Origin of the sequence: Sorangium sp. So ce362 (assembly GCF_051519845.1) — a bacterium.
Lineage (GTDB): Bacteria > Myxococcota_A > Polyangia > Polyangiales > Polyangiaceae > Sorangium.
On the sequence record NZ_CP150332.1, the window covers coordinates 7288707 to 7308219 of the forward strand.

Here is a 19513-nt window from a genome sequence, read left to right on the forward strand (position 1 = left end):
CCGCGACGCCTCGCGTCGCATCCACAGCGCCACCCATGTCGAATTTTTGATGGATCTGATGTGCTGCTCGTAAGTGTGTGAAGGGCGGTCGGTGCACGCCGAGCCACTCTGGTCGATTTGCTGACGGATCTGACGGGCTGCGCGTAAGTGTGTGAACGGTGTGTCGGCCCGCGACGCACATCGCGCTCAGCAGCGCCTGGGCCGGGGTTCCGTCGGGCGCGCGGGGGCGCCGCAGCGCACGGCGCGACGCGGGCGCCTCCCTCGCGCGATCGGGTTCCGCGCCGATGAGGCCGCCCGGGGACCGCTCGCCGCGCCTCCGCGCTCGCGCTCGCGTCGCGACGCATCTACCCTGGGGAGATGCGCCCCACCGTCCTCCTCTGGGACATCGACGGCACCCTGCTCTCCATCGGCGGCGCGGGCCGGCGCGCCATGGAGCGTGCGTTCGCGCGGTATGCCGGCCGGCCCGACGCGTGCGCGTCGTTCTCGTTCGCCGGCATGACCGACAGGGCCATCCTCCGGGCAGGGCTCGAGGCGCTCGGGCGCGAGGTCACCGAGCGCGCGATCGACGCGCTCCTCGCGATCTACGTCGAGATCCTCGCGGAGGAGATGTCGCTCGCCGAGGAGACCCGGATCCACCACGGCGTCGTCGAGGCGCTCGACGCCGCCGCCCGGCGGGCGAGGTGCGCCGTCGGCCTCGGCACGGGGAACGTCCGCGCGGGGGCGCAGGCGAAGCTCACGCGCGTCGGCATCTACGAGCGGTTCGCGTTCGGCGGCTTCGGCTGCGATCACGAGCGCCGCGACGAGCTCCTGCGCATCGGCGCGACGCGCGGAGCGGCGAGGCTCGCGGCGCCGCTCGAGGCGTGCCGCGTCGTGGTCATCGGCGACACGCCGAAGGACATCGCCGCGGCCCGGGCGATCGGCGCCGAGTCGATCGCCGTGGCCACCGGGACCTACGCCCTCGCGGAGCTCGCCGCCTGCGCCCCGACCCACAGCTTCGGCGACCTCGGGGAAAAGGGCGTGTTCGAGGCGCTGCTCGGCTAGCACCCAGCGCGTCGGTGCCCCTCTGAGCGTTCACGGTCGACTTCCGCCCCGATAGACCGGGCTACCGCAGAGATCCGCTGCATCGCGGACCTGCACACCGCCGCGCCGGTGGGGCGCTCGCGCGCCGGTATAAGGACGATGGCCATCCAGAGCATCAGCGCACAGCAGAGCGAGCGGCCATCATCGAGCGCGAGCTATGGATTCACGGGCTGCCAATAGCTTCAAGACATACCGGAGATGCGCTCTGATTGGGTGAGGCGCCGCCGACGCGTCGGGTGCCAGCTCGACAACCTGGCCACCTATCGAAGGGGCCGCGTTCACTCCACAGCTCAATGCACAGCGCTGCGAGGCGTCCCGATCTTGACCAGTCGTCCGGGACGGAACGATTCGCGCGAGGGCGGCGCCGACACGCGCGTCGGTATCCTGCGAATTCGACGCCGCGCAGCTTTCCCATTGCGCGAAATCGTTCTGAAATGCGACATTTCATGGGCGTCGAGGCGGCGGAGCGTCAGGACTGAAGCACGCGCGGGGAGCTCGAAGGCTCACCACCGAAATGGCTTGACATGCGCGAACGCTCTACGGTCTCCTAACCACTTCGAGGATGCACCTGTACGCTTCGGCAAGGTGCAACCCGGCACGACAACCTTTCGTGGGACGGCGACTCGCCTGTTCTACATTGAAGGGCGACGCGATCGGCTGCGGGGGCAGGGCGAGCACGGGGGGGCGGCGCTGGAACCACTGAGTCCTGTTGCGATTGACACGGAGGCCCTCCCGCACGCGCCAAGAGCGCTGTGACGTCAGAGCGACGTTCAATTGAACCACCCAATTCACAACTGCCTGAGACGGAGAAGCGAGCACGAGTATGATGGAGCCCAGCTCGACACCCAACTGGCGCAAATTCGGGTCCAACCTGCCGGCTGGTAGCGATCTCGTACCGCCGGGGGAAGGCTTTCCCGTCGCGAAGATCTTGGCGCTCAACCTCGGCAAGTGGAAGGACACGGCCGGGCTGCAAATCGCGCAGGCGCTTCACCTGTTCGCGTACGGGTACAAGCGCTACCGCGAGGGGAAATTCGTCATCAAGGCCACGTCCGATCTCGGGCTGGGCGCCATCTTCGAGTCCGTCGATGACTGGGAGACCTTCGACCAGTTCGACGAGTTCTTCAAGCCCTGGACCTTCATGCGCAGGCCCCTGGTAGCGACGCGCTGGATGGAGGACGCCGAGTTCGGGCGGCAGCGCCTGGTGGGGATCAATCCGGCGCACATCCGCCGCGCGACGCCGCGCGATCTCTGCGAGTTCCTGAGCGGCGCCGAGCCCCAGCCGGTCACCCTCGCCGACGGTCGCACGCTGGAGATGCTGTGCGAGAGCGGGAAGCTCTACTCCATCGACTATCGCATCTTCAAGGGCATCGTCGACACCGACGTGCAGCAGGAGCTGGGGAAGTATCCGCTGGCTCCGACGTGCATGCTGCACCAGAACGCGGCCGGCGAGCTCTTGCCCGTGGCCATAAGACTGGCGCACTCGCACGGCGGGGACGGGACGCCGCCCGACAAGATCTTCACCCCTCTGGGCCCGGCGGATGACTGGCTCACGGCCAAGATCGCCGTCGCGAGCACCGACGCCATCTACCAGGGCGAAGTGACCCATTTACTCTTCTCGCACCTGATCATGGAGCCGTTCGCGGTGAGCACCTACCGCAACCTGCCCGCGACGCATCCGCTCCATCAGCTGCTCAGGCCGCATTTCTTCAACACCCTGGCCATCAACGAGCTGGCGCGCCGGCGGTTCCTCGGGCGAGGGCGCTTCTTCGGCGTCACCAGCGCCGTGGCCAGCGAGGGCTCTTTCGAGCTCCTGAGGCGCGCCTATGCCGGCTCGGGCGTCGGAGGATACCGTGGCAAGCCCTGGCGGTTCTTCGAGAGCGCGCTCCCCTACGATCTGTCAGCGCGCGACGTGGGCGACTTGAAGAACTATCACTACCGCGACGATGCGCTGCTGCACTGGACCGCGATCCAGGAGTACGTCGAACAGGTCTTGAAGATCGCCTTTCCGACGCCGCGATGTCTGGCGAGCGACGCCAGCCTGCAGAGGTGGGTTCAAGAGCTGGCGTCTCCTGACCTCGGCGACGTGAACGGCCTGCTCCCGCCGGAGAGCTCCGATCAGCTCAAGACGCTCACGAACCTCGACGACCTGGTCGCCATCGTCACCAACATCATCTTCACGGCGACCGCGTACCACGCCGCCGTCAACTTCGGCCAGGCCGATTATTATACCTGGATCCCCAATGCTCAGTTCTCCACCTATCGCCCCTACAGCGATATCCTGAACGGAGACGACAAGCGACAGTTCAAGCCGCTGGAGCGTCTCCCGGGGCGGACACAGAGCATTCGCCAGATGGTGCTCAGCCGCTCGCTCAGCATCGGCCCCCCGCTGACCAGCGCGAGCCTCACGACGATGAAGTGCATGCTGCAAGATCCGGCGGCAAAGCAGGCGTTCGCTCGCTACCGCGAGCGCCTGGCCCACATCGAGCGGGAGATCACCGAGCGCAATCGCACCCGCGAGCAACCGTATCTGTACCTGCTCCCTTCGATGGTCCCCCAGAGCGTCGCGATCTGATCGACCTGCGAGAAAGGAATTCGCCCCATGAGCATCTGCAACGAAGAAGATGAACAAGACGAGAAGGCGGACTCTTCCAAGGCGCCTTTTGACTACCTCGAGGCCCTCCACAGCGCGCTCTTGCACGAGAATGATCCGGTCAAACGGCAGCAGATCGAGGCCGGCATGGTCTTCAAGTGGCTGAAAGAGGAGCCGCTCCCGTTCCTCCGCCAGCTGCGACGCGAGAGGCCCATCTTCGCCAACCCGGCCCTCACGCTCGTGACTCGATACAACGATGTCATCGAGGTGCTCAACACCAACGACGTCTTCACGATCGACAACATCGCGCCCAAGCTGATCGAGGACGTGGGCCAGAACATCCTGGCGATGAACGACTCGCCCAAGTACGAGAAGGAGAAGTCGCTGCTCCGCCTGGCGTTCCCTCGCGCCGATCTGCCCCGCTACCGTCAATTCGTCATAGAGGAGGCGAACCGGCTGCTGACCCACGTCGGCATCGACAGGCCGTTCGACCTCGCCGGGGAATATGCGCTCAAGGTGCCAGCCGCCGCGATGGCGCGATATCTCGGCGTCGGCGAGATACCGACCGAGAAGGTGGTGGCGTGGACCCACGCGCTGTTCCACGACATCTTCCTCAATCCGACCAACGACCCGGCAGCCGTGGGGGCGGCGAAGGCCGCTCGTCAAGAGGCGCTGCCCATGATCGACGCGATGATCGCCGCGCGCAAGAAGCAGCTCGCGCAATCGCCTCCGCCAGAGCAGCCCTCGGTGATGGACCGCTACCTGCTCATGCAGGCGGTCCCCGAAACCTACGAGAGCGACGAGGGGATCCGCGACGTGATCCTGGGGCTGCTCATGGGCTGCGTGGATCTCAGCGGCGGCGCGATCGTCAACGTCCTGGTCGAGCTGATGAAGCGCCCGCGCGTGCTGCGCGAGGCGCTCAACGTGGCGAACGTCGCGGACGACGCCGCCATCACCGGCTATGTGCTGGAGGCGCTACGCTTCCGGCCCCCGTCGGTCGGCGTCACCAGCCGCTGCGTGCGCGAATACACGGTCGGGCTTGGCACGCATCACCAGGCGAAGATCCCCGCCGGCGCGCTGGTGATGGCGTGCAGCGCCTCGGCGATGCACGACCCAGAGCACATCGCGGCCCCGGACGAGTTCAAGCCCGGGCGCCTCGCGAGCAAGAACTACCTGTTCTGGGAGTCAGGGATCCATACGTGCCACGGCAAGTACGTAGCCATTCTGCATATCTCGATCGCCGTCAAACAGCTGCTGCGGGCCGGCGTTCCCTACCGGATCGATCCCACGCCGCGCCACCACGGGTACCCTTCGGCGTTCCGCGTGCGCCTGGCCCCGGTCGAGGGCTGACCACGCGTTCCCGAGGCGGATCTCGTCCACGGGTGCGCTTGCCCTGGCGGGGGGGCGTACCCTCCCACCATCGTGAACCTGTATGGCAATTGGTTCAATTGACCTCTGTCGAAAATTCAGCCGCTCCCGAGGGCGGCAAGGGAGGAGTCGAAATGGCAACACCGCGAGCGCTTTCGGTCGTGGAGTCGTACTATGACGCTTTTCGCGCCGGCGAATCGGCCGCCGTGGCCCTGGCGCTGGCCGCGGTCTTCCATGAGGAGTTCGTCGTCGAGAGCCCCATGGTGCATGCCAAATATGGGGGCCCGCTGCGCGGTCAGGACGCGGTGAAGGCCGCGACCGCCTTTGCGCCCTACCTGAAGCACCTGACGGTCGAGGCCACTTACCTGAGCCCCGACGGTCACTGCGTGGCGACGCTGATCCGCTTCCCGTCGCCCGTCGGCGAGGTCGTTCAGTCGGAGCACTTCGAGATCGATCCGGACACGCCGAAGATCAAGCGCCTGCGCTCCTACTACGACCCGCGCAAGCTCCTGGCGCCCGGCCCGTAGAAGAAATTGCTCGGAATGAGGCCCCGCTCCGGGGTCCCTCCGCTCCCCGCTTCTCCGCTCCCCGCCCCTCTTCTCCCCTCCCGGATCGAAAGATCCGCCAATCCGGCAACAAACGGGGCCCTGCAGCGGTGGTGCCGCTCGCGCTACGACTCGAGCATGGCGAACGAGGCGAAGGACAGTGGACCGATGACAGACGTGGTTGGCGACATGACGAACCGCCTGCTGGCCGATGCAGGCATCGGCGCCGGCATGCGCGTCCTCGACGTGGGCTGCGGTCCCGGGGATGTCTCGTTCCGGATCGCGCAGCTCGTCGGGGAGCAAGGGCAGGTCGTGGGCATCGACCGCGACGCGCGTCCGCTCGCGGCGGCTCGAGACCGGGCGCGCTCGCTCGGCCTCTCGAACATGACCTTCGCCGAGGGCGACCTGGGCGCGCTGGCGCCCGAGCACGGCCTCTTCGACGCGATCGTGGGCAGACGCGTCCTGATGTACCAGCCCGACGCGGTGGCGGCGGTGAAGAGCCTCTCCCGTGCCCTGCGCCCCGGCGGCCTGGTCGTCTTTCAGGAGCACGACACAACGATGGTGCCGGCATCCGTGAAGCCCCTGCCGCTCCACGAGCGCACGCATCGATGGACGTGGGGAACGGTGGAGCGAGAGGGCGCCGACATCCGCATGGGCTTTCATCTCGCGTCCGTGCTCGAGCAGGCGGGCCTCACCGTCGTGAGCGTGCGCGCGGAGGCGGTCGTGCAAACGCCGCAGACGCGCTACCGCACCGCGGCCATCGTCCGCGCGATGCTGCCTCGCATCGTGCAGCAGGGGGTCGCGACCGAAGCCGAGATCGACATCGACACGCTCGAGGAGCGCCTCGTGGAAGAGCGAGCCAAGGCGAACGCCACGTACATCAGCGACATGGTCTTCGGCGCCTGGGCCCGAAAGCCCGCCTGAGAAGGGCCCGCGCTCTCCCGCTCAGCGCGAGCACATCTCGATCAGCATCGTCTCCAGCACCGCCTGCGCCGGGCGGCGGCTGCTCTTCAGCGCGAGATCGGTCTCGGCGAGCATGCGCATCCAGCCGGCGAGCGCGCCCTTCGGGAGCTGGCGGATCGACTGCGCCACGTCGTTCGCCTTGAAGGGGGCCACGCCCGCGCGCTGCGCGGCCTCGGCCTGGCTCGCGCCCGTGGCGAGCGCCGACTCGAACTTCACCATCTGGCGGACCGACCACGAGACCGCCCCGAGCAGGCGCAGCCCTCCGTCGCGGGGGTCGTACGCGTCGGCGAGCGCCGCGAGCGCGCGGTCGAGCCGCCGCCGCCCGAGCGCGTCGATGAGCTCCCAGACCGTGCTCTGCCGGACCCGGATGACCACCTGCGCGATCGCGTCCTCGGTGATCGGCTGCTTCGGCCCGACGTACAGCGAGAGCCGCTCGATCGCGTCGACCACGTAGCCGAGCTCGGGCCCGGCGAGCTCGGCGAGCTGGTCGGCCACGTCGCTCGAGATCGGGTTGCCCTTCTCGCGGGCCATCGACGTGATGAAGCCGGGCAGGGCGCGGCGGTTCAGGGGCTCGCACGCGACGAGGAAGTCGCCCTTCTTGGCGGACGTGACGAGGCGGCGCTGGCCGTGGAGCTTCGCCGCGACGACGACGACGACCGCGCTCGGCGAGGGCGCCTTGGCGTACTCGGCCAGCGCGTCGAGCGGGCTCACCTGCTTCGACGCGCCCCGCTTGCCGCCCGCGCCGCCGCGCTCGTCGTCCCCGTCGTCCACGTCGTCCTTCTTTTCCCAGCGCTCGACGCTGCGGACGAGCACGAAGCGGCGCGGGCCCATCATCGGGAGCATGCGCGCGGCGCCGAGGACCGACTCGATCGGCGCGTCGCCCGCGGTGAACTTGTCCTCGTTGAAGCCGGCGATGCCCCCCTTGGCCGCCGCTTCCCGGATCGCGCTCACCACGCGATCGACAAGCCAGCGCTCCTCCCCCATCACGAGGTAGACCGGGCGAAGGGCGCCGGTCGTCGCTTCCTTCAAGGCTTGGTCGGGCGTCACCGCTCCGCCATCGGGCGTTCAGGCAGGTGCGTCAAGGGCGACGCGCGGGGTCACGGCCCCGGCGGGCCCGGCGCCCGTCACGGCAGCGAGAACGGGACGTCCACGCGCACGCTCGCTCCGGGCGGCGCGACGGCGACCGGCGGGAGCGCGGTGACCAGGCAGGCCGTGATCTCGGGGCGCGAGGTCTCGCGATCCTCGAGGATGCCGCGCGCGATCTGCCGGCCCTGCGCGTCGAACGTCAGGTCGAAGACGTACTTCACCCCGCGCGGCGCCGGGTGCGCCGCGATCGCCGGCCTGTAGCAGCGCTCGACAAGGGCCGGGCGGTGCGCGTCGAGCGCCCGCGCGGCCTGCCTCGCCACCTCCTCGCGCGGCACGCTCGGCGCGCGCCGAGGCGCCGGCGCGCCCTCTCCGGACGCGCCGGCGCGCTCCGCCGGCCCGGCGGAGGACCCCGACCCGGCGCGGTCCGCGGCCGTGCCCCCGGCGGAGCGCGCGTCCGGGGCGACGGCGGCCGGGCCGTGGCGCAGGCCGAGGTAGACCGCGGCGGCGATCAGGGCGCTGCCGAGGAGGATCGCGGTGGGGGTCGAGAGCTGCCTGCCCATGCCTTGGCGTCCCCGCTGAGCCCGGTCGAGCGCCCCCGCTGAGCCCGGGAGAGCGCCCCGCCCGCGCCTGTGCGAGGCCGTCGCTGCTTACCCGGAATGCGCGCCGGCGGCGAGACCGCCGCGTCGCCTTCGTTTGACAGCCGCGTGCCCGGCCACTCAGATGCCGCGCCGTGTGGTCCGTCCTGCTCGTATTCGCCGCCACGTACGTCCTCATCGCGGCGCGCCGCCTGTCGATCCTGCCCATCGGGCGCCCGGCCGGCGCGCTCGCGGGCGCGTGCGCCATGGTCCTCCTGAGCGCGCTCGAGCCCGGCGCCGGCCTGACGCCGCACGAAGCGTTCGCGGCGATCGAGCCGAACACCATCGGCCTCCTGCTCGGCATGATGCTGCTCTCGGCGTCGCTCGACGGGGCCGGGGTGTTCGAGCGCGCCGCCGCGTGGGTCGCGCGGCGGGATCTCTCGCCGGTCCGCCTGCTCTACCTCGTCACGGTGGGCGCCGGGCTCGCCTCCGCGGTGCTGCTGAACGACTCGGTCTGCGTGATGCTGGCGCCGCTCGTCGACCGGACCGCCCGGCGGGCAGGGCTCGATCGGGTGCCGTACCTCCTCGCGCTCGCGATGGGCGCCAACGCCGGCAGCGCGCTCACGCTCGCCGGCAACCCGCAGAACATGCTCGTGGGCCACCTCTCCGGCATCTCGTACCGCACGTACCTGCTGGAGGCCGGCCCCGCCGCGCTTGTCGGGCTCGCCGTCACGGCCGTGATGCTGCACCTCTTGCTCCGGCGCCGCATCGCGGTCCAGGCGTCCGTGCCCCTGCCCGAGCCCGCGCCGGCGCCGGCGCCGGCGCCGGATGTTCGGCCGAGCGCCCTCGTGCCGCTCGCGTGCATCGCGGTCGTGTCGGTGCTGTTCGTGCTCGGCGCGAACCTGGCTTGGACGGCGCTCGGCGGGGCGACCGCGGCGATCCTGCTGCACCGGCGCGACGCGAACGGGCTGTTCGACAGGGTCTCGTGGACCGTGCTCGTGTTCTTCGGCGCCCTCTTCATCGTCGTGGCGGCCCTCCAGAAGACCGGCATGCCCGAGCAGGCGCTGCGCGCGGCGAGCCCCTACCTCCCCGCGGGGCCGACGCTCGGCCTCCTCGGGCTCGGCATCGCGATGCTCGTCGGGTGCCAGATCGTGTCGAACGTCCCCTTCATCCTGCTCGCGGAGTCCTACATCCAGAGCCAGCCCGATCCGCACATCGCCTGGATCGCGACCGCCCTGGTGTCGACCCTCGCGGGCAACTTCACGCTCCTCGGCTCGGTGGCGAACATCATCGTCGTGGAGACCGTGGGCGCCGAGCGCGAGATCGGCTTTCGCGCCTACGCCAGGGTCGGTGTCCCGGTGACGCTGGCCTCGACCGCCGCGGCGCTCCTCTGGCTCCTCTTCGTGCGCTGAGCCGTACCGCCACAACGCCCTGGAAGCACCGTGTCAATCACAGCCGAGCCTGCTCGCGGGGCCGCTGGAGCCGATGCCGCACTGCAGCGCGGGCGAGGCCGCGCCGCTCCGGCGGCCTTCGCCGCACGTCGAGCCACGCGTGGATCAGCGAGATCCCCACGGCCGCACAGAACACGGGTCCCATGGCGAGCATCACGAGAGGGCGCAGGGCCTGTCGCAACGTGCGTGTATTCATGTGGCCCAGCATACGACGCCCAGGGGTCGATCAGTAGCGCGTTGCGTTGAAAACCTTCAATTCTGCTGGTGAAAAGTCGGAGCATCGGCGCAGCAGCACGGCATAACGACGTAAAAATCCCGTATTGCTGGATCCAGATCGATACCGCAACCGTTGACCGACCTCGGCCCTGTGCGCGCGCGGCGAGCGGCTCCGTGCGCGGCAGGGAGGCTCCCGGAGGCGCGCTTGCGCGGCCGATCTCCTTTACAGTGCCGGGCGAACCGCGATCCCCCATCTCCTGGAGAGGCCTGAATGGCGCACGATCTGTCGAAACGAGTTGTCCTTGTCACCGGCGCCTCGCGCGGCCTTGGAGCCGCCATTGCCCGCAGGCTCGGGGCCTCCGGCGCGCGGGTGGCGGTGAACTACTTCGCCGGCCGCGAGGATGCGGGGCGCGTGGTCGAGGAGATCCGCCGGGGCGGCGGCGAGGCCGAGGCGTTCCAGGCCGACGTGCGCGACGAGCAGGAGGTCGTTCGCCTCGTGGACGGGGTGCGGGCGCGCCTCGGTCCGATCGAGGTGCTCGTGATCAACGCGACGGGCCCGCAGCCGCACGTCAAGCTGGAGGATCTGACGTGGCGTCACTGCCTCGACCAGCTCGAGTTCTTCGTGAAGAGCCCGCTCCTCCTCGCGAAGGCGGTGCTCCCCGGGATGAAGGAGCGCCGCGCGGGCCGGATCATCCAGATCGGGTCCGAGGTCTTCGAGCAGGGTGTCCCCGAGTTCTCCAGCTACGTCTCGGCCAAGGGCGCCCAGCTCGGCCTCACGCGCTCCTGGGCGATGGAGCTCGGCCCGCACGGGATCACCGTCAACCTTGTGGCGCCCGGCTGGGTCCCGGTCGAGCGCCACCTCGGCGAGGGCGCGAACCCTGCGGCCATGCAGTCGTATGCCGCGAGCAACCCGCTCCGGCGCATGGGCACGCCGGACGAGATCGGCGATGCCGTCGCCTTCCTCGCGTCCGACGCCGCCAGGTTCATCACGGGCCAGAAGCTGTCCGTGAACGGCGGCAGGACCCTGGCCTGACCCGGCCCCCGGAAGGACCCGCGGCCGAGGATTTCCGGGCGGCGGGCCCGCTCCGCTCCGGGCCGACGGCGTCGCTCTGCGACCACCGGCCGCCGCAGGGCCGGGGGGCCTGTGTCCGCGCAAGGTGGCCTGCCCATTGCTACGCCTGCGCAGCCATCCCCGGCGGCTTCGCCGGAGAGAGGACGACCCCATGAATCGATCTCCTTCTTCCCTCGTTCGCCTCGACTCCTGCCCGCGCAAGACCGCCGCGCTCTTCGCCGGGCTCACCCTGATCGCCGCGTCCGGCTGCGTCACAAAGCAATGCACCGAGATGGGCTGCACCGACGGCCTCTCGATCACCGCCGCGACGGCGAACAAGAGCTGGGCAGCGGGAGAGTACACGCTGGATCTCGTGGTGGATGGCAGCGAGGTGTCGTGCGCCTACAGCTGGACGAACACGCCGCAGCCCGGCGGCGGCGGCGTGTTCGTCCAGTGCAGCCCGACCGTGTCCGTCTCGATCCAGCCCGTGACACGATGCACCGAGAGGTCGGACCGCGACTCCGTATCGCAGTCCTGCGTCCCGATCCCCGGGCAGTTCACGCAGCTGCTCGCGATCCAGGGCACGCCGGCGCGCGTCGACGTCGTGGCGCGGCGGGACGGCGCCGCCCTCGGAGAGCAGAGCTTCACACCCGGGTACCAGACCTCGTACCCGAACGGCGAAGACTGCGGGCCTGCGTGCCGACAGGCCACGCAGGACTGGGTGCTCCCGTAGCCGTCTCCTCCGCCGAGCCGCCGCGCCGGCCCTTCCGCGAGGGCCGCGGCGCTCGGCGGCGCCCGAGATGCCGAACCGCGCCTGCGGAGCGCGCCTCAGCGGCGGCAGCCGATGCGCTCGGTCGCGATGACGACATCGTCGTACAGGATCGTGCGCGCGTCGGAGACGGTGAGGCCGCGCTCCTCCATCTCCGCCCGCCGGCGCGCGTCGGAGTCACGCTCGTAATACGCGTCGAGCATGAAGCTCTTGAAGCGCACGTCCTCGCTCGATCGGAAGTCGAAGCCCTCGAACGGCTCGGGCGGCGTGCACGCGCTGAACTCGCATCCTGCCGTGTGGAACTGGGCGCGGAGCCAGGTGCCGTCGGGGTAGCCGGGGCGGTAATCGCCGATCGGCGCGCCGTCGATCCAGAACGCGAGCGCGCCGTCGCGCTCGCCCACCGTGTTCGCGCGCGCATGCATCTCGATGCAGAACCAGCGGTCGCGCGGGAACGGCGCTTGTCCCGGCGGCTCGAAGACGTTCCCGTAGTAATACGTGGTCCCCTGATCGCCGGCGCATCCGGGCGTGGCGGTCCCGTCGTTACAGCGGCCGGAGCGCATCTTGTACCAGTAGGCGTAGAAGTTGAAGACGTCGTCGGTGTTCGTGTCGAAGTCGAACCAGAAGCCTTCGTCTCCGGCCGGCACCGTGTTCGCGAGGCCGCTCCAGTCCCATTCCTCGGTGCCCGCCGCCATGCGCACCCAGTGGTGCGGGTTCGGCGCGAGCTCGGGGAAGCGCGCGTGAAAGCGCCAGTAGATCGCGTCGACGCGCTCGTGGGTGACCCACGTGGACGACGAGATGTACATGTCCTCCGCGAGGTCGGCCGTTGTCACGGTCGAGCGGAGGTAGCCCTGTCCCCCGTGGGCGGCGGCCGGATCGGCCTCGATGTGCAGGGTGCGCGTGTCGGCGGTGGGCCCGTCCCAGCGCCCCCACCCTGCCTCGAAGTCGTCGTGGAAGAGCACGGCCGGGTCGTCGCGGATCCCCTCGTCGCCCGGGTAGCGCGCGCTCAGCGTGCCCGGCGGCGGCACCGAAGCGTCCTCGTCGCCCCCGCCGCCGTCGCCCGCCCCGCCGCCGTCCGGGGGCGGCGACACACCGCCGTCCATGGACGACGAGGACCCGCCCGCCGGTGCGCCCCCGTCGCCGGTGGCGCTCGACGGGTCGCCGCAGCCCGCGACGATCACCGCGAGCGCCGCCAGGGTCGATTGAAAATGGTTGCTCATCGTTCCACGCACAAGACGGTTCTTCATCCTTCCACGCTACCTGCTCCAGCACATGAGCGCCCGAGCGAGCGCCCCTGTCCGTGACGCGCGCCTTGCCCGGCCGGCGAGCGCCTCCTGAGAGCGCCAGTCCTCCCCCTCCCGTCCCGCGATCCCCTCAGCGCCGCGCCGGCACCACCGCCTCGGCGTCGCACCCGGCCTGCCGCAGCAGGTCGGCTGCGCGCCGCGCGTGCTCCTCGGTCACGTCCACGAGGATCTCCCGCGGCAGCCCCTCGAGGGCGGCCTTCACCTCGTCGAGGTCGCAGCCGACGGCCTGTCGCACCGCCTTCATTGCCGCGATCCGGTCCGGGCCGATCTGCCAGAGGATCACGTGGAACGGGCCCCAGGGGTTCGGCCGTGCCCGCAGCCGGGCGAACGGATCGGCCACGCCGTGCGGGCACTCCGTCACGCGCACGGTGAGGCGCATTCCGTGCTCGCGCGCCAGACGCCGCACGCCCTGCACGCCCTCGACGAGGTCGGAGAAGACGGCGGACAGGTGCCGCGAGCGCCATTCGCCGCTGTGCCACGCGGGCGCGATGGGGGGCCGGCTGTCGTGCTCGCTCCGGGCCGTCCAGGCGGGGAGCTCGGCGGTGACGCGCTGCTCGAACGCGTCGAGCCGCTCGGCCGCCCCGGGGTCGTCCCAGCGCACGTCCTCGGGCCAGTAGCTGAACTCGACGGCCAGCTCCTCGTGGGCATGCTCGAGCTCCGCCTCGACGCGGCCGCCCTTCGCGTAGAACAGCGCTCCGAAGACGGGCGGCATCGTCACCGTGTACGGCGCGTGGACGATGACCTGATGGCCCGCCGCGATCGCCGCGGGCGAGGGCCCGTACTGGGGCCAGTCGTCGCCGTCGCCTCCGTGGTCGTCCGCGCGCAGGCCCTCGCGCTGCGCAAAGGCCTCGAGCGGCGACTCTCCCTCGGGCGCAGCGGCCTCCGGCGCCGCGTCGCGCGCGCCGAGCCAGGCAGAGTGAGCGTCACAGACCTCCTGCACGAGCCGCGCGACCTCCTCGGCCGTGGCGGCGTCACGGAAGGAGCCGACGATCGTGTAGCTGCCGCTGTTGTTGCTGGCGAAGGCGTTGAAGAGGCGGATTCTCATGGTTCAACCTGCGAGAGGAAGGCTCCGCGGCCCGGCATCGAGGCCGAACCCGGCGGCCCGGGCGCAGCCGGGGTCGCGCGCCGGGGCGGCGAGGGAGGCGCGCTCCTGCTCCCAGACGCGGAGCACCTCGGCGGCCGTCGCGACGGGGAACGAGGCGTGATGAAAGCTGCACGGCGCGAGCCGCCCGTCGCTCGTCAGGACGATGAACTCGCGTCCTGCCGGGCACGGGCCCGGCGCGAAGAGGCGCGGGACGGCCTCCATCCGCTCGCCCCAGCAGACATCGAGCTTGAGCGTCATGCGCCCTTCCAGCGCGCGGCCGAGCGCCCGGACGCGCCGCGCGAGGTCCGCGGCCTGGGCGGGAGAGAGGTGGAGCGCGCGATCGCGGCCGTTGTACGAGAGGAGCAGCGCGTCGCGGCAGCCGCGCTCGAGCAGATCGAAGACGACCTCTTCCATCCGCGCGAGGCGCGCCGGCGTCACGAGCCAGTTGACGCCGAAGCGGGCGCGGCGCGCGGCGAGGCGGGCGATGACCGGGCGGTTGTCGACGTCGTCGTACACGGAGAGGCGGATCTGCCCGACGTGCGGGACGAGCGCGGCGAGGAGCCGATCGGTGAGCCCGGTGCCGTTCGTGGTGAGGCTGACGGCGAGCGCGGTCTCCTCGTCGAGGCGCCGGACCAGATCGGCGAAGCCCTTGAAGACGAGCGGCTCGCCGCCCCCGAAGGCCACCTCGAGCGCGCCCGCGCGGCAGAGGTCGCGGAGCATGGCGAAGGCGCCGCCCGCGGTCCAGACGCTGTCGGCCCCGGCGTCGCGCGAGCAGAAGGAACAGGCAAGATTGCAGGCGTTCGTGATCGCGAACTGGACGACCCGCGGAGCGCGCATGCGCAGGTGAGCCGTCTCGGGGCCATCGCATAGCGCCGTGAGGCCGGAGCGCCGCTCGAACAGCAGGAGAGCGCCGTCGAGCGGGAACCGGCGGAGGTGGGCGAGCGCCGGCGGGACGGCGATGGCGTCTTCGGGACGCTGGTCCATGCGAAGCAGCATACCGAATGAGGGTCTACAGGAGGGGAGCTCCCGCCCGTGCAGCTCGGCCGGCTCGGGCAACGCGGGGTCGATGCCGCCGAGAGCTATCCACTGGGAGCGGACTTTGCTCTGATGAGCGTCTTCATGTTCCGCCTCCGCACCGTTCGCGCGAAGCTCATCGTCCTCGTCGCGCTCTCGTCGCTCGCGACGCTCGCGGCCCTCCCCGTGCTGTCGTGGGTGATGCACCGGCAGCTCATCGCGCAGATCAGCGAGCGCGTCCCGCAGGCGATCCGCAACTTCCGGCTGGAGCTCAGGCAGCAGCAGCGCGCCGTCTCGACGAGCTCGCGCCAGGCGTCTCGTACGCGCGAGCTCGTCGAGGGGCTCCGGCTGTGGAACGAGGCGGCCGTGGGAACGGCGCTCGAGGCCGTCATCGACGCTCATCCGAACGTCGCCATCGCCGCCTTCGACGAGCTCGGCGATCTCGTCGCGGCGAGGGGGTTCGACGCGCCACCGCCGAGCACGGACGAGGTCCCCGGGCTCGCGGAGGGCCTCTCGGGCATCGACGAGATGGAAGACCTGCGGGACGTGCTCGTCCACGGGTGCGATGGACAGCCCGGCTCGCCGCCTGCATACCTGGTCGCCCAGCGCGCGAGGAGCGACGCCGGATCGCTGCTCGCCTGCATCCCCATCGATCCCACGTACTTCAGCGAGGTGGCGACGAAGCTCGGCGTGGAGATCGCGCTCGTCGAGCCGTCCGGTAAGAGGATCACGGGCACGGCACGTTTCCCGACCGAGCTGCTCCAGGGCGCCGTCATCGGCGACGAGGCCCACCCCACGATCGTCGAGGACGCGAGCTCGCTGTGGGCCCTCTCCCGCTTCGCCCCCCGATCGCTGCGCGGCAAGGTCGGTGATTTCTCGATCGTCATGGCGCTCGACGTGAGCGATGTCCGGAAGATCGTGCGCCAGAACCTGACCTTCGCGGCCGGCGTGCTCACCTTCACGGCGATCGTCGCGCTGCTCCTCGGCGCGCGCCTCGCGACAACGATGTCGCGCGCGCTCTCCCGCGTGAACGTGGCGCTCAAGCAGCTCGAGCACCAGCAGTACGTCCACGTGGAGGCGTTGAAGACCGGAGACGAGCTGGAGGATCTCGCGACCGGCTTCAACTCGATGGTCGACGGCCTCAAGGAGCGCGACAAGCTCCGCAGCACCTTCGGCAAGTACATGACCGAAGCCGTGCTCGATCACCTGCTCGCCGGCAAAGTGCAGCTCGGCGGCGAGACGCTCACCGTCTCGATCCTCTTCTGCGATATCCGGAGCTTCACGACGATCAGCGAGAAGATGAACGCCCAGGAGCTCGTGGGGCTCCTGAACGAGTACTTCACCGAGATGGTGGCCATCATCCTCGACGAGGGCGGGGTCGTCGACAAGTACATCGGCGACGCGATCATGGCGGTCTTCGGCGCGCCCGTCCCCAAGCCGAACGACGCCGTGCGCGCCGTGCGCGCGGCCATCCGCATGCGCGCGGCGCTCGAGCGCTTCAACGGGCGCCTCGCCGCGCGGGGCATCCCGGATCTCAAGACCGGTGTCGGGATCCACACCGGCGAGGTCGTCGCGGGCAACATCGGGTCTGAAGCGCGCATGGAGTACACCGTCATCGGCGACGCCGTGAACCTCGCCTCGCGCCTGGAGACCGCGACAAAGGAGCTCGGCGTGAGCGTGCTCCTCAGCGAGGAGACTCACCTCCTCGTGAAGGAGGTCTTCAACACGCGTCCCGTCAGCGAGATCACGGTCAAAGGCCGCGTGCAGCCGGTGATGACCTACGCGGTGGTGGACCTCTGAAGGCCATCGTGCTCCCTCAGCGGCGCCGGCGGCCACGGGGCGTCGCTATAGACGCCCCTGGTGCCACAGGGAGAGGAGGTCCATCGATGTCGCGACGGCGATATGGATCGCGCAGCCGCCCCAGATCGAGCCGCTCTTCAGGCTCACGGTGCCGAGGATGAACCCGGCGATCACCGAGCCGAGCGCCTCGGGCAACGGCTTGCCGAAGTGGATCATCGCGTAAGGCACCATCATGGCGAAGATCGAGGCGTAGCCGAGCGCACGGCGGATGCCGTGGATGAAGAAGCCGCGGTAGAAGAACTCGAGCGCGACGAACTGCGCGGCGTAGAGGGCCTCCCATGCCCAGAACCACGGCCACAGGTCCTCGCCCCGCCCGAGCTTGTAATAGGGGTACTTCGCCTGGAAGGCCGGCGAGAGCGACGCGGCGTAGAGGATCGGCGCCATGACGGCGAAGAAGAAGGCATAGACGTAGATGTGCCGGGCCGTCCCGCGGACGCGCAGGCCGAGGCTCGTTATCGGCACCCGCAGCACGAAGCGCGCGACGAGGAGGGTCGGGACCAGGTAGCCGATGATGCGGCCCACCGCCCAGACGGTCCGCTGGTGAAAGCGACGGTCCGGGGAGGTGTTCAGCGCGTCGTGGAGCCCCGCCGCGGCGTCATCGAGGCCCACGGCGCGCAGGCCCTGGACCATCCAGCGCGTGTCGTTCTCGTTGCAGGCGAACCGGACGAAGAGGAGCACGCCGATCACGGTGAGAAAGACGCTCACCATGCGGCGGGTGACCTCTCCCGCCGGCGTGGTGGCCCGGTGGAGCGCCGCCTCGGCGTCGAGCCGGTCGCGCAGGTCGATTACGTACTCCTGCCAGATCCCGCGGAAAAAGCCTGCGATCACGCGCCGTGCTTATCACCGCCGGTACCCCTGGCACAATCCGGCGCGGGGACGATCGCGCCGGGCTTGGGCATCACGCACGGGACATCCAGGCCCCCGGGAAACAGCGCCGTGGCGCCGAAGGGGGCGGGCGGAGGCGGCGGATCCGGGATCCGCGGCGCTCTCCCCTCGGCGGCTTCACTGCACGGAGGTGGGATTGACGATGATCTCGACGCGCCGGTTGTTGGCGCGGCCCTCGGCGCTCGAGTTGTCCGCCACGGCGCGATCCGGCCCGTGGCCGACGGTCGAGATCTTGTCCGCGGGCAGACCCACGCTGACCAGGTGGGCCTTCACGGAGTCGGCGCGATCGAGCGAGAGCTTGCGGTTCGCCTGGGCGGAGCCGGTCGAGTCGGTGTGCCCCTCGATCCGCAGGGGCGGCGACCCCTGATCCTTCAGGGTGGTCGCGACCTGGTTGAGCTTCTCCTTGGCGATCGGCAGGAGCTCGGACTTGCCCGAGGCGAAGAGCACAGCGCCGGAGAGCGTGATGACCACGCCGCGCTTCTCCTCCTTCACCGCGGCGATCTCCTTGAGGCTCGCGAGCGCCGCGTTCGCGACGCGCTCGGCCTCGCGCCGCGCCGCCTCGGCCTCCTGGCGCCCCTTCTCGGCCACGGTGCGCGCGCTCTCCGCCTGGACCCGCGCGCTCTCCGCCTGGAGCCGCGCGCTCTCCGCCTGGGCGCGCGCCTGGCGCTCCCGCTCGATCTGCTGCTGGCCGCTCTGCAGCGCGTCCTTCGCGCTGGCGAGCTGCTGCTGCGAGAGCTCCTTGTAGGCGTCCTCGGCCGCGGCCTTGTCGCGCTGCGCCTGCTGCAACGCCGCCGCCGCCTCGGCCTCCCGCGCCTTGCGATCGGCGATGTAGGCGAGGTCGCGCGCCTGCTGGGACTCGGCGTCCTCGTTGAACGCCCCCTCGGCGCGGGAGAGCGCCTGCTTCGCCGTGTCGAGCTGGGCGGGCGCGAGGGTCGCCGCGGAGCCCTGGGCCGCGCGCGTGTAGCTGGCGCGGGCGTCGACGAGCTCCTTCGGCGGGATCGCCGCGCTGCACCCCGAGGCCGCAACGAGCGCGGCGCAGAGCGCGAACGACCGGCCCCGCAACGGTCGGTTCTTCATTCCAGAAGCCATCACCTTCACCTCGCGCTTCACTGGACCCCCGCCTGCTTCAGCTTCTCGACCTGCTTCAGCGCCTCCTGCGCCTGGGCCTGCGTGGAGCGCGCCTTGGCGATCGCGAGCGCGAGCTCGGCGTCGGCCTCGGCGCGCTCGAGGAGCCGCAGGGCGGACTCGTTGTCCTCGGCCGCCATCTGCTGCCTGGCCTTGTCGAGCTGCTCGCGGGCGAGCTTGAGGTGGAGGGTGGCCTGGGGATCGGTCTCGGCGCCCACCTCGTCGGCCGCGCGGATGGCGGCCTGGGACGCGGCGAGCTGGTCGTTCGGCGGAGGCACGGAACCGCCGCAACCGACGAGGGCGAGGCCGAGCAATGCAGCGAGCACCGCGGCCGGGCTCGCGAGACGGCGTATGGCTGGCTTGATGTTCGGGCTTCGGTTCACCCGGCGTTTGTACAACACCTGAGGTCCCCGATAAATCAGGAAACCCATGCACTTGCTGGCGATCGTCGTCGTCGCGCGAGCTTGCTCGGTCGCCGCCGCCGCGCGCGTCACGGCGCGCCGCGCCGGATCCACGCTCGATCTGCGCTGGATCCGCGCGGGATCGAGCC

18 protein-coding genes are annotated in these 19513 nt (G+C 70.4%); 9 read left to right on the forward strand and 9 right to left on the reverse strand.

The window, feature by feature from the left end; all coding sequences use genetic code 11:
- Positions 1-357: 357 nt before the first annotated feature.
- The 5 genes from WMF17_RS27755 to WMF17_RS27775 all read left to right on the forward strand — a co-directional run bounded on the left by WMF17_RS27755 (position 358) and on the right by WMF17_RS27775 (position 6507).
- Complete coding sequence (locus tag WMF17_RS27755; RefSeq protein ID WP_437596176.1) at positions 358-1041, forward strand: HAD family hydrolase; 684 nt, start codon at positions 358-360, stop codon at positions 1039-1041.
- Positions 1042-1903: 862 nt separating this feature from the next.
- Positions 1904-3652, forward strand: coding sequence for a lipoxygenase family protein (locus WMF17_RS27760; RefSeq protein WP_437596177.1), 1749 nt, complete (start codon positions 1904-1906; stop codon positions 3650-3652).
- A gap of 27 nt (positions 3653-3679) precedes the next feature.
- The gene (locus tag WMF17_RS27765; RefSeq protein WP_437644125.1) at positions 3680-5020 is read left to right on the forward strand and encodes a cytochrome P450; all 1341 of its coding nucleotides are present in this window, start codon (positions 3680-3682) and stop codon (positions 5018-5020) included.
- Between the two features lie 152 nt (positions 5021-5172).
- On the forward strand, positions 5173-5565 hold the full coding sequence (locus tag WMF17_RS27770; RefSeq protein ID WP_437573951.1) for a nuclear transport factor 2 family protein: 393 nt from the start codon (positions 5173-5175) through the stop codon (positions 5563-5565).
- A gap of 186 nt (positions 5566-5751) precedes the next feature.
- Positions 5752-6507, forward strand: coding sequence for a class I SAM-dependent methyltransferase (locus tag WMF17_RS27775; protein WP_437596179.1), 756 nt, complete (start codon positions 5752-5754; stop codon positions 6505-6507).
- A 21-nt stretch (positions 6508-6528) separates the two neighbouring features.
- Here WMF17_RS27775 and holA read toward each other — a convergent pair whose 3' ends face one another.
- Together holA and WMF17_RS27785 are read right to left on the reverse strand one after the other, a co-directional pair.
- Positions 6529-7575, reverse strand: coding sequence for a DNA polymerase III subunit delta (holA, locus tag WMF17_RS27780; RefSeq protein ID WP_437644126.1), 1047 nt, complete (start codon positions 7573-7575; stop codon positions 6529-6531).
- 95 nt (positions 7576-7670) lie between these two features.
- Positions 7671-8192 (reverse strand): hypothetical protein, encoded by a 522-nt coding sequence (locus tag WMF17_RS27785; protein WP_437644127.1) that lies wholly within the window; start codon positions 8190-8192, stop codon positions 7671-7673.
- A 170-nt stretch (positions 8193-8362) separates the two neighbouring features.
- Here WMF17_RS27785 and WMF17_RS27790 point away from each other — a divergent pair, with 170 nt between their 5' ends.
- The gene (locus WMF17_RS27790) at positions 8363-9619 is read left to right on the forward strand and encodes an SLC13 family permease (RefSeq protein WP_437644128.1); all 1257 of its coding nucleotides are present in this window, start codon (positions 8363-8365) and stop codon (positions 9617-9619) included.
- 37 nt (positions 9620-9656) lie between these two features.
- Here WMF17_RS27790 and WMF17_RS27795 read toward each other — a convergent pair whose 3' ends face one another.
- A complete protein-coding gene (locus WMF17_RS27795; RefSeq protein ID WP_437596183.1) occupies positions 9657-9854 on the reverse strand; it encodes a hypothetical protein in 198 nt (65 codons plus the stop codon).
- A gap of 291 nt (positions 9855-10145) precedes the next feature.
- Here WMF17_RS27795 and WMF17_RS27800 point away from each other — a divergent pair, with 291 nt between their 5' ends.
- The gene (locus tag WMF17_RS27800) at positions 10146-10907 is read left to right on the forward strand and encodes an SDR family oxidoreductase (protein WP_437596184.1); all 762 of its coding nucleotides are present in this window, start codon (positions 10146-10148) and stop codon (positions 10905-10907) included.
- Between the two features lie 190 nt (positions 10908-11097).
- Positions 11098-11658, forward strand: coding sequence for a hypothetical protein (locus WMF17_RS27805; protein ID WP_437644129.1), 561 nt, complete (start codon positions 11098-11100; stop codon positions 11656-11658).
- A gap of 95 nt (positions 11659-11753) precedes the next feature.
- Here the strand turns inward: WMF17_RS27805 and WMF17_RS27810 are convergent, their stop codons facing one another.
- The 3 genes from WMF17_RS27810 to WMF17_RS27820 all read right to left on the reverse strand — a co-directional run bounded on the left by WMF17_RS27810 (position 11754) and on the right by WMF17_RS27820 (position 15063).
- The gene (locus WMF17_RS27810) at positions 11754-12938 is read right to left on the reverse strand and encodes a hypothetical protein (protein WP_437644130.1); all 1185 of its coding nucleotides are present in this window, start codon (positions 12936-12938) and stop codon (positions 11754-11756) included.
- Positions 12939-13065: 127 nt separating this feature from the next.
- Positions 13066-14040 carry a ribosomal protein L7/L12 gene (locus WMF17_RS27815; protein ID WP_437596187.1) on the reverse strand — a complete coding sequence of 325 codons (975 nt, stop codon included), beginning with the start codon at positions 14038-14040 and terminating at the stop codon, positions 13066-13068.
- 3 nt (positions 14041-14043) lie between these two features.
- Complete coding sequence (locus WMF17_RS27820) at positions 14044-15063, reverse strand: radical SAM protein (protein ID WP_437596188.1); 1020 nt, start codon at positions 15061-15063, stop codon at positions 14044-14046.
- A gap of 123 nt (positions 15064-15186) precedes the next feature.
- On the opposite strand from WMF17_RS27820, the gene WMF17_RS27825 reads away from it, so the two are divergent.
- Positions 15187-16893, forward strand: a complete 1707-nt coding sequence (locus WMF17_RS27825) for an adenylate/guanylate cyclase domain-containing protein (protein WP_437596189.1) — start codon at positions 15187-15189, stop codon at positions 16891-16893.
- Positions 16894-16938: 45 nt separating this feature from the next.
- Here the strand turns inward: WMF17_RS27825 and WMF17_RS27830 are convergent, their stop codons facing one another.
- The 3 genes from WMF17_RS27830 to WMF17_RS27840 all read right to left on the reverse strand — a co-directional run bounded on the left by WMF17_RS27830 (position 16939) and on the right by WMF17_RS27840 (position 19346).
- Positions 16939-17781, reverse strand: a complete 843-nt coding sequence (locus WMF17_RS27830; protein WP_437596190.1) for a CPBP family glutamic-type intramembrane protease — start codon at positions 17779-17781, stop codon at positions 16939-16941.
- Positions 17782-17955: 174 nt separating this feature from the next.
- On the reverse strand, positions 17956-18915 hold the full coding sequence (locus WMF17_RS27835) for an OmpA family protein (protein WP_437644131.1): 960 nt from the start codon (positions 18913-18915) through the stop codon (positions 17956-17958).
- A gap of 29 nt (positions 18916-18944) precedes the next feature.
- Positions 18945-19346 (reverse strand): DUF4398 domain-containing protein, encoded by a 402-nt coding sequence (locus tag WMF17_RS27840; protein WP_437596192.1) that lies wholly within the window; start codon positions 19344-19346, stop codon positions 18945-18947.
- Positions 19347-19513 lie beyond the last annotated feature (167 nt).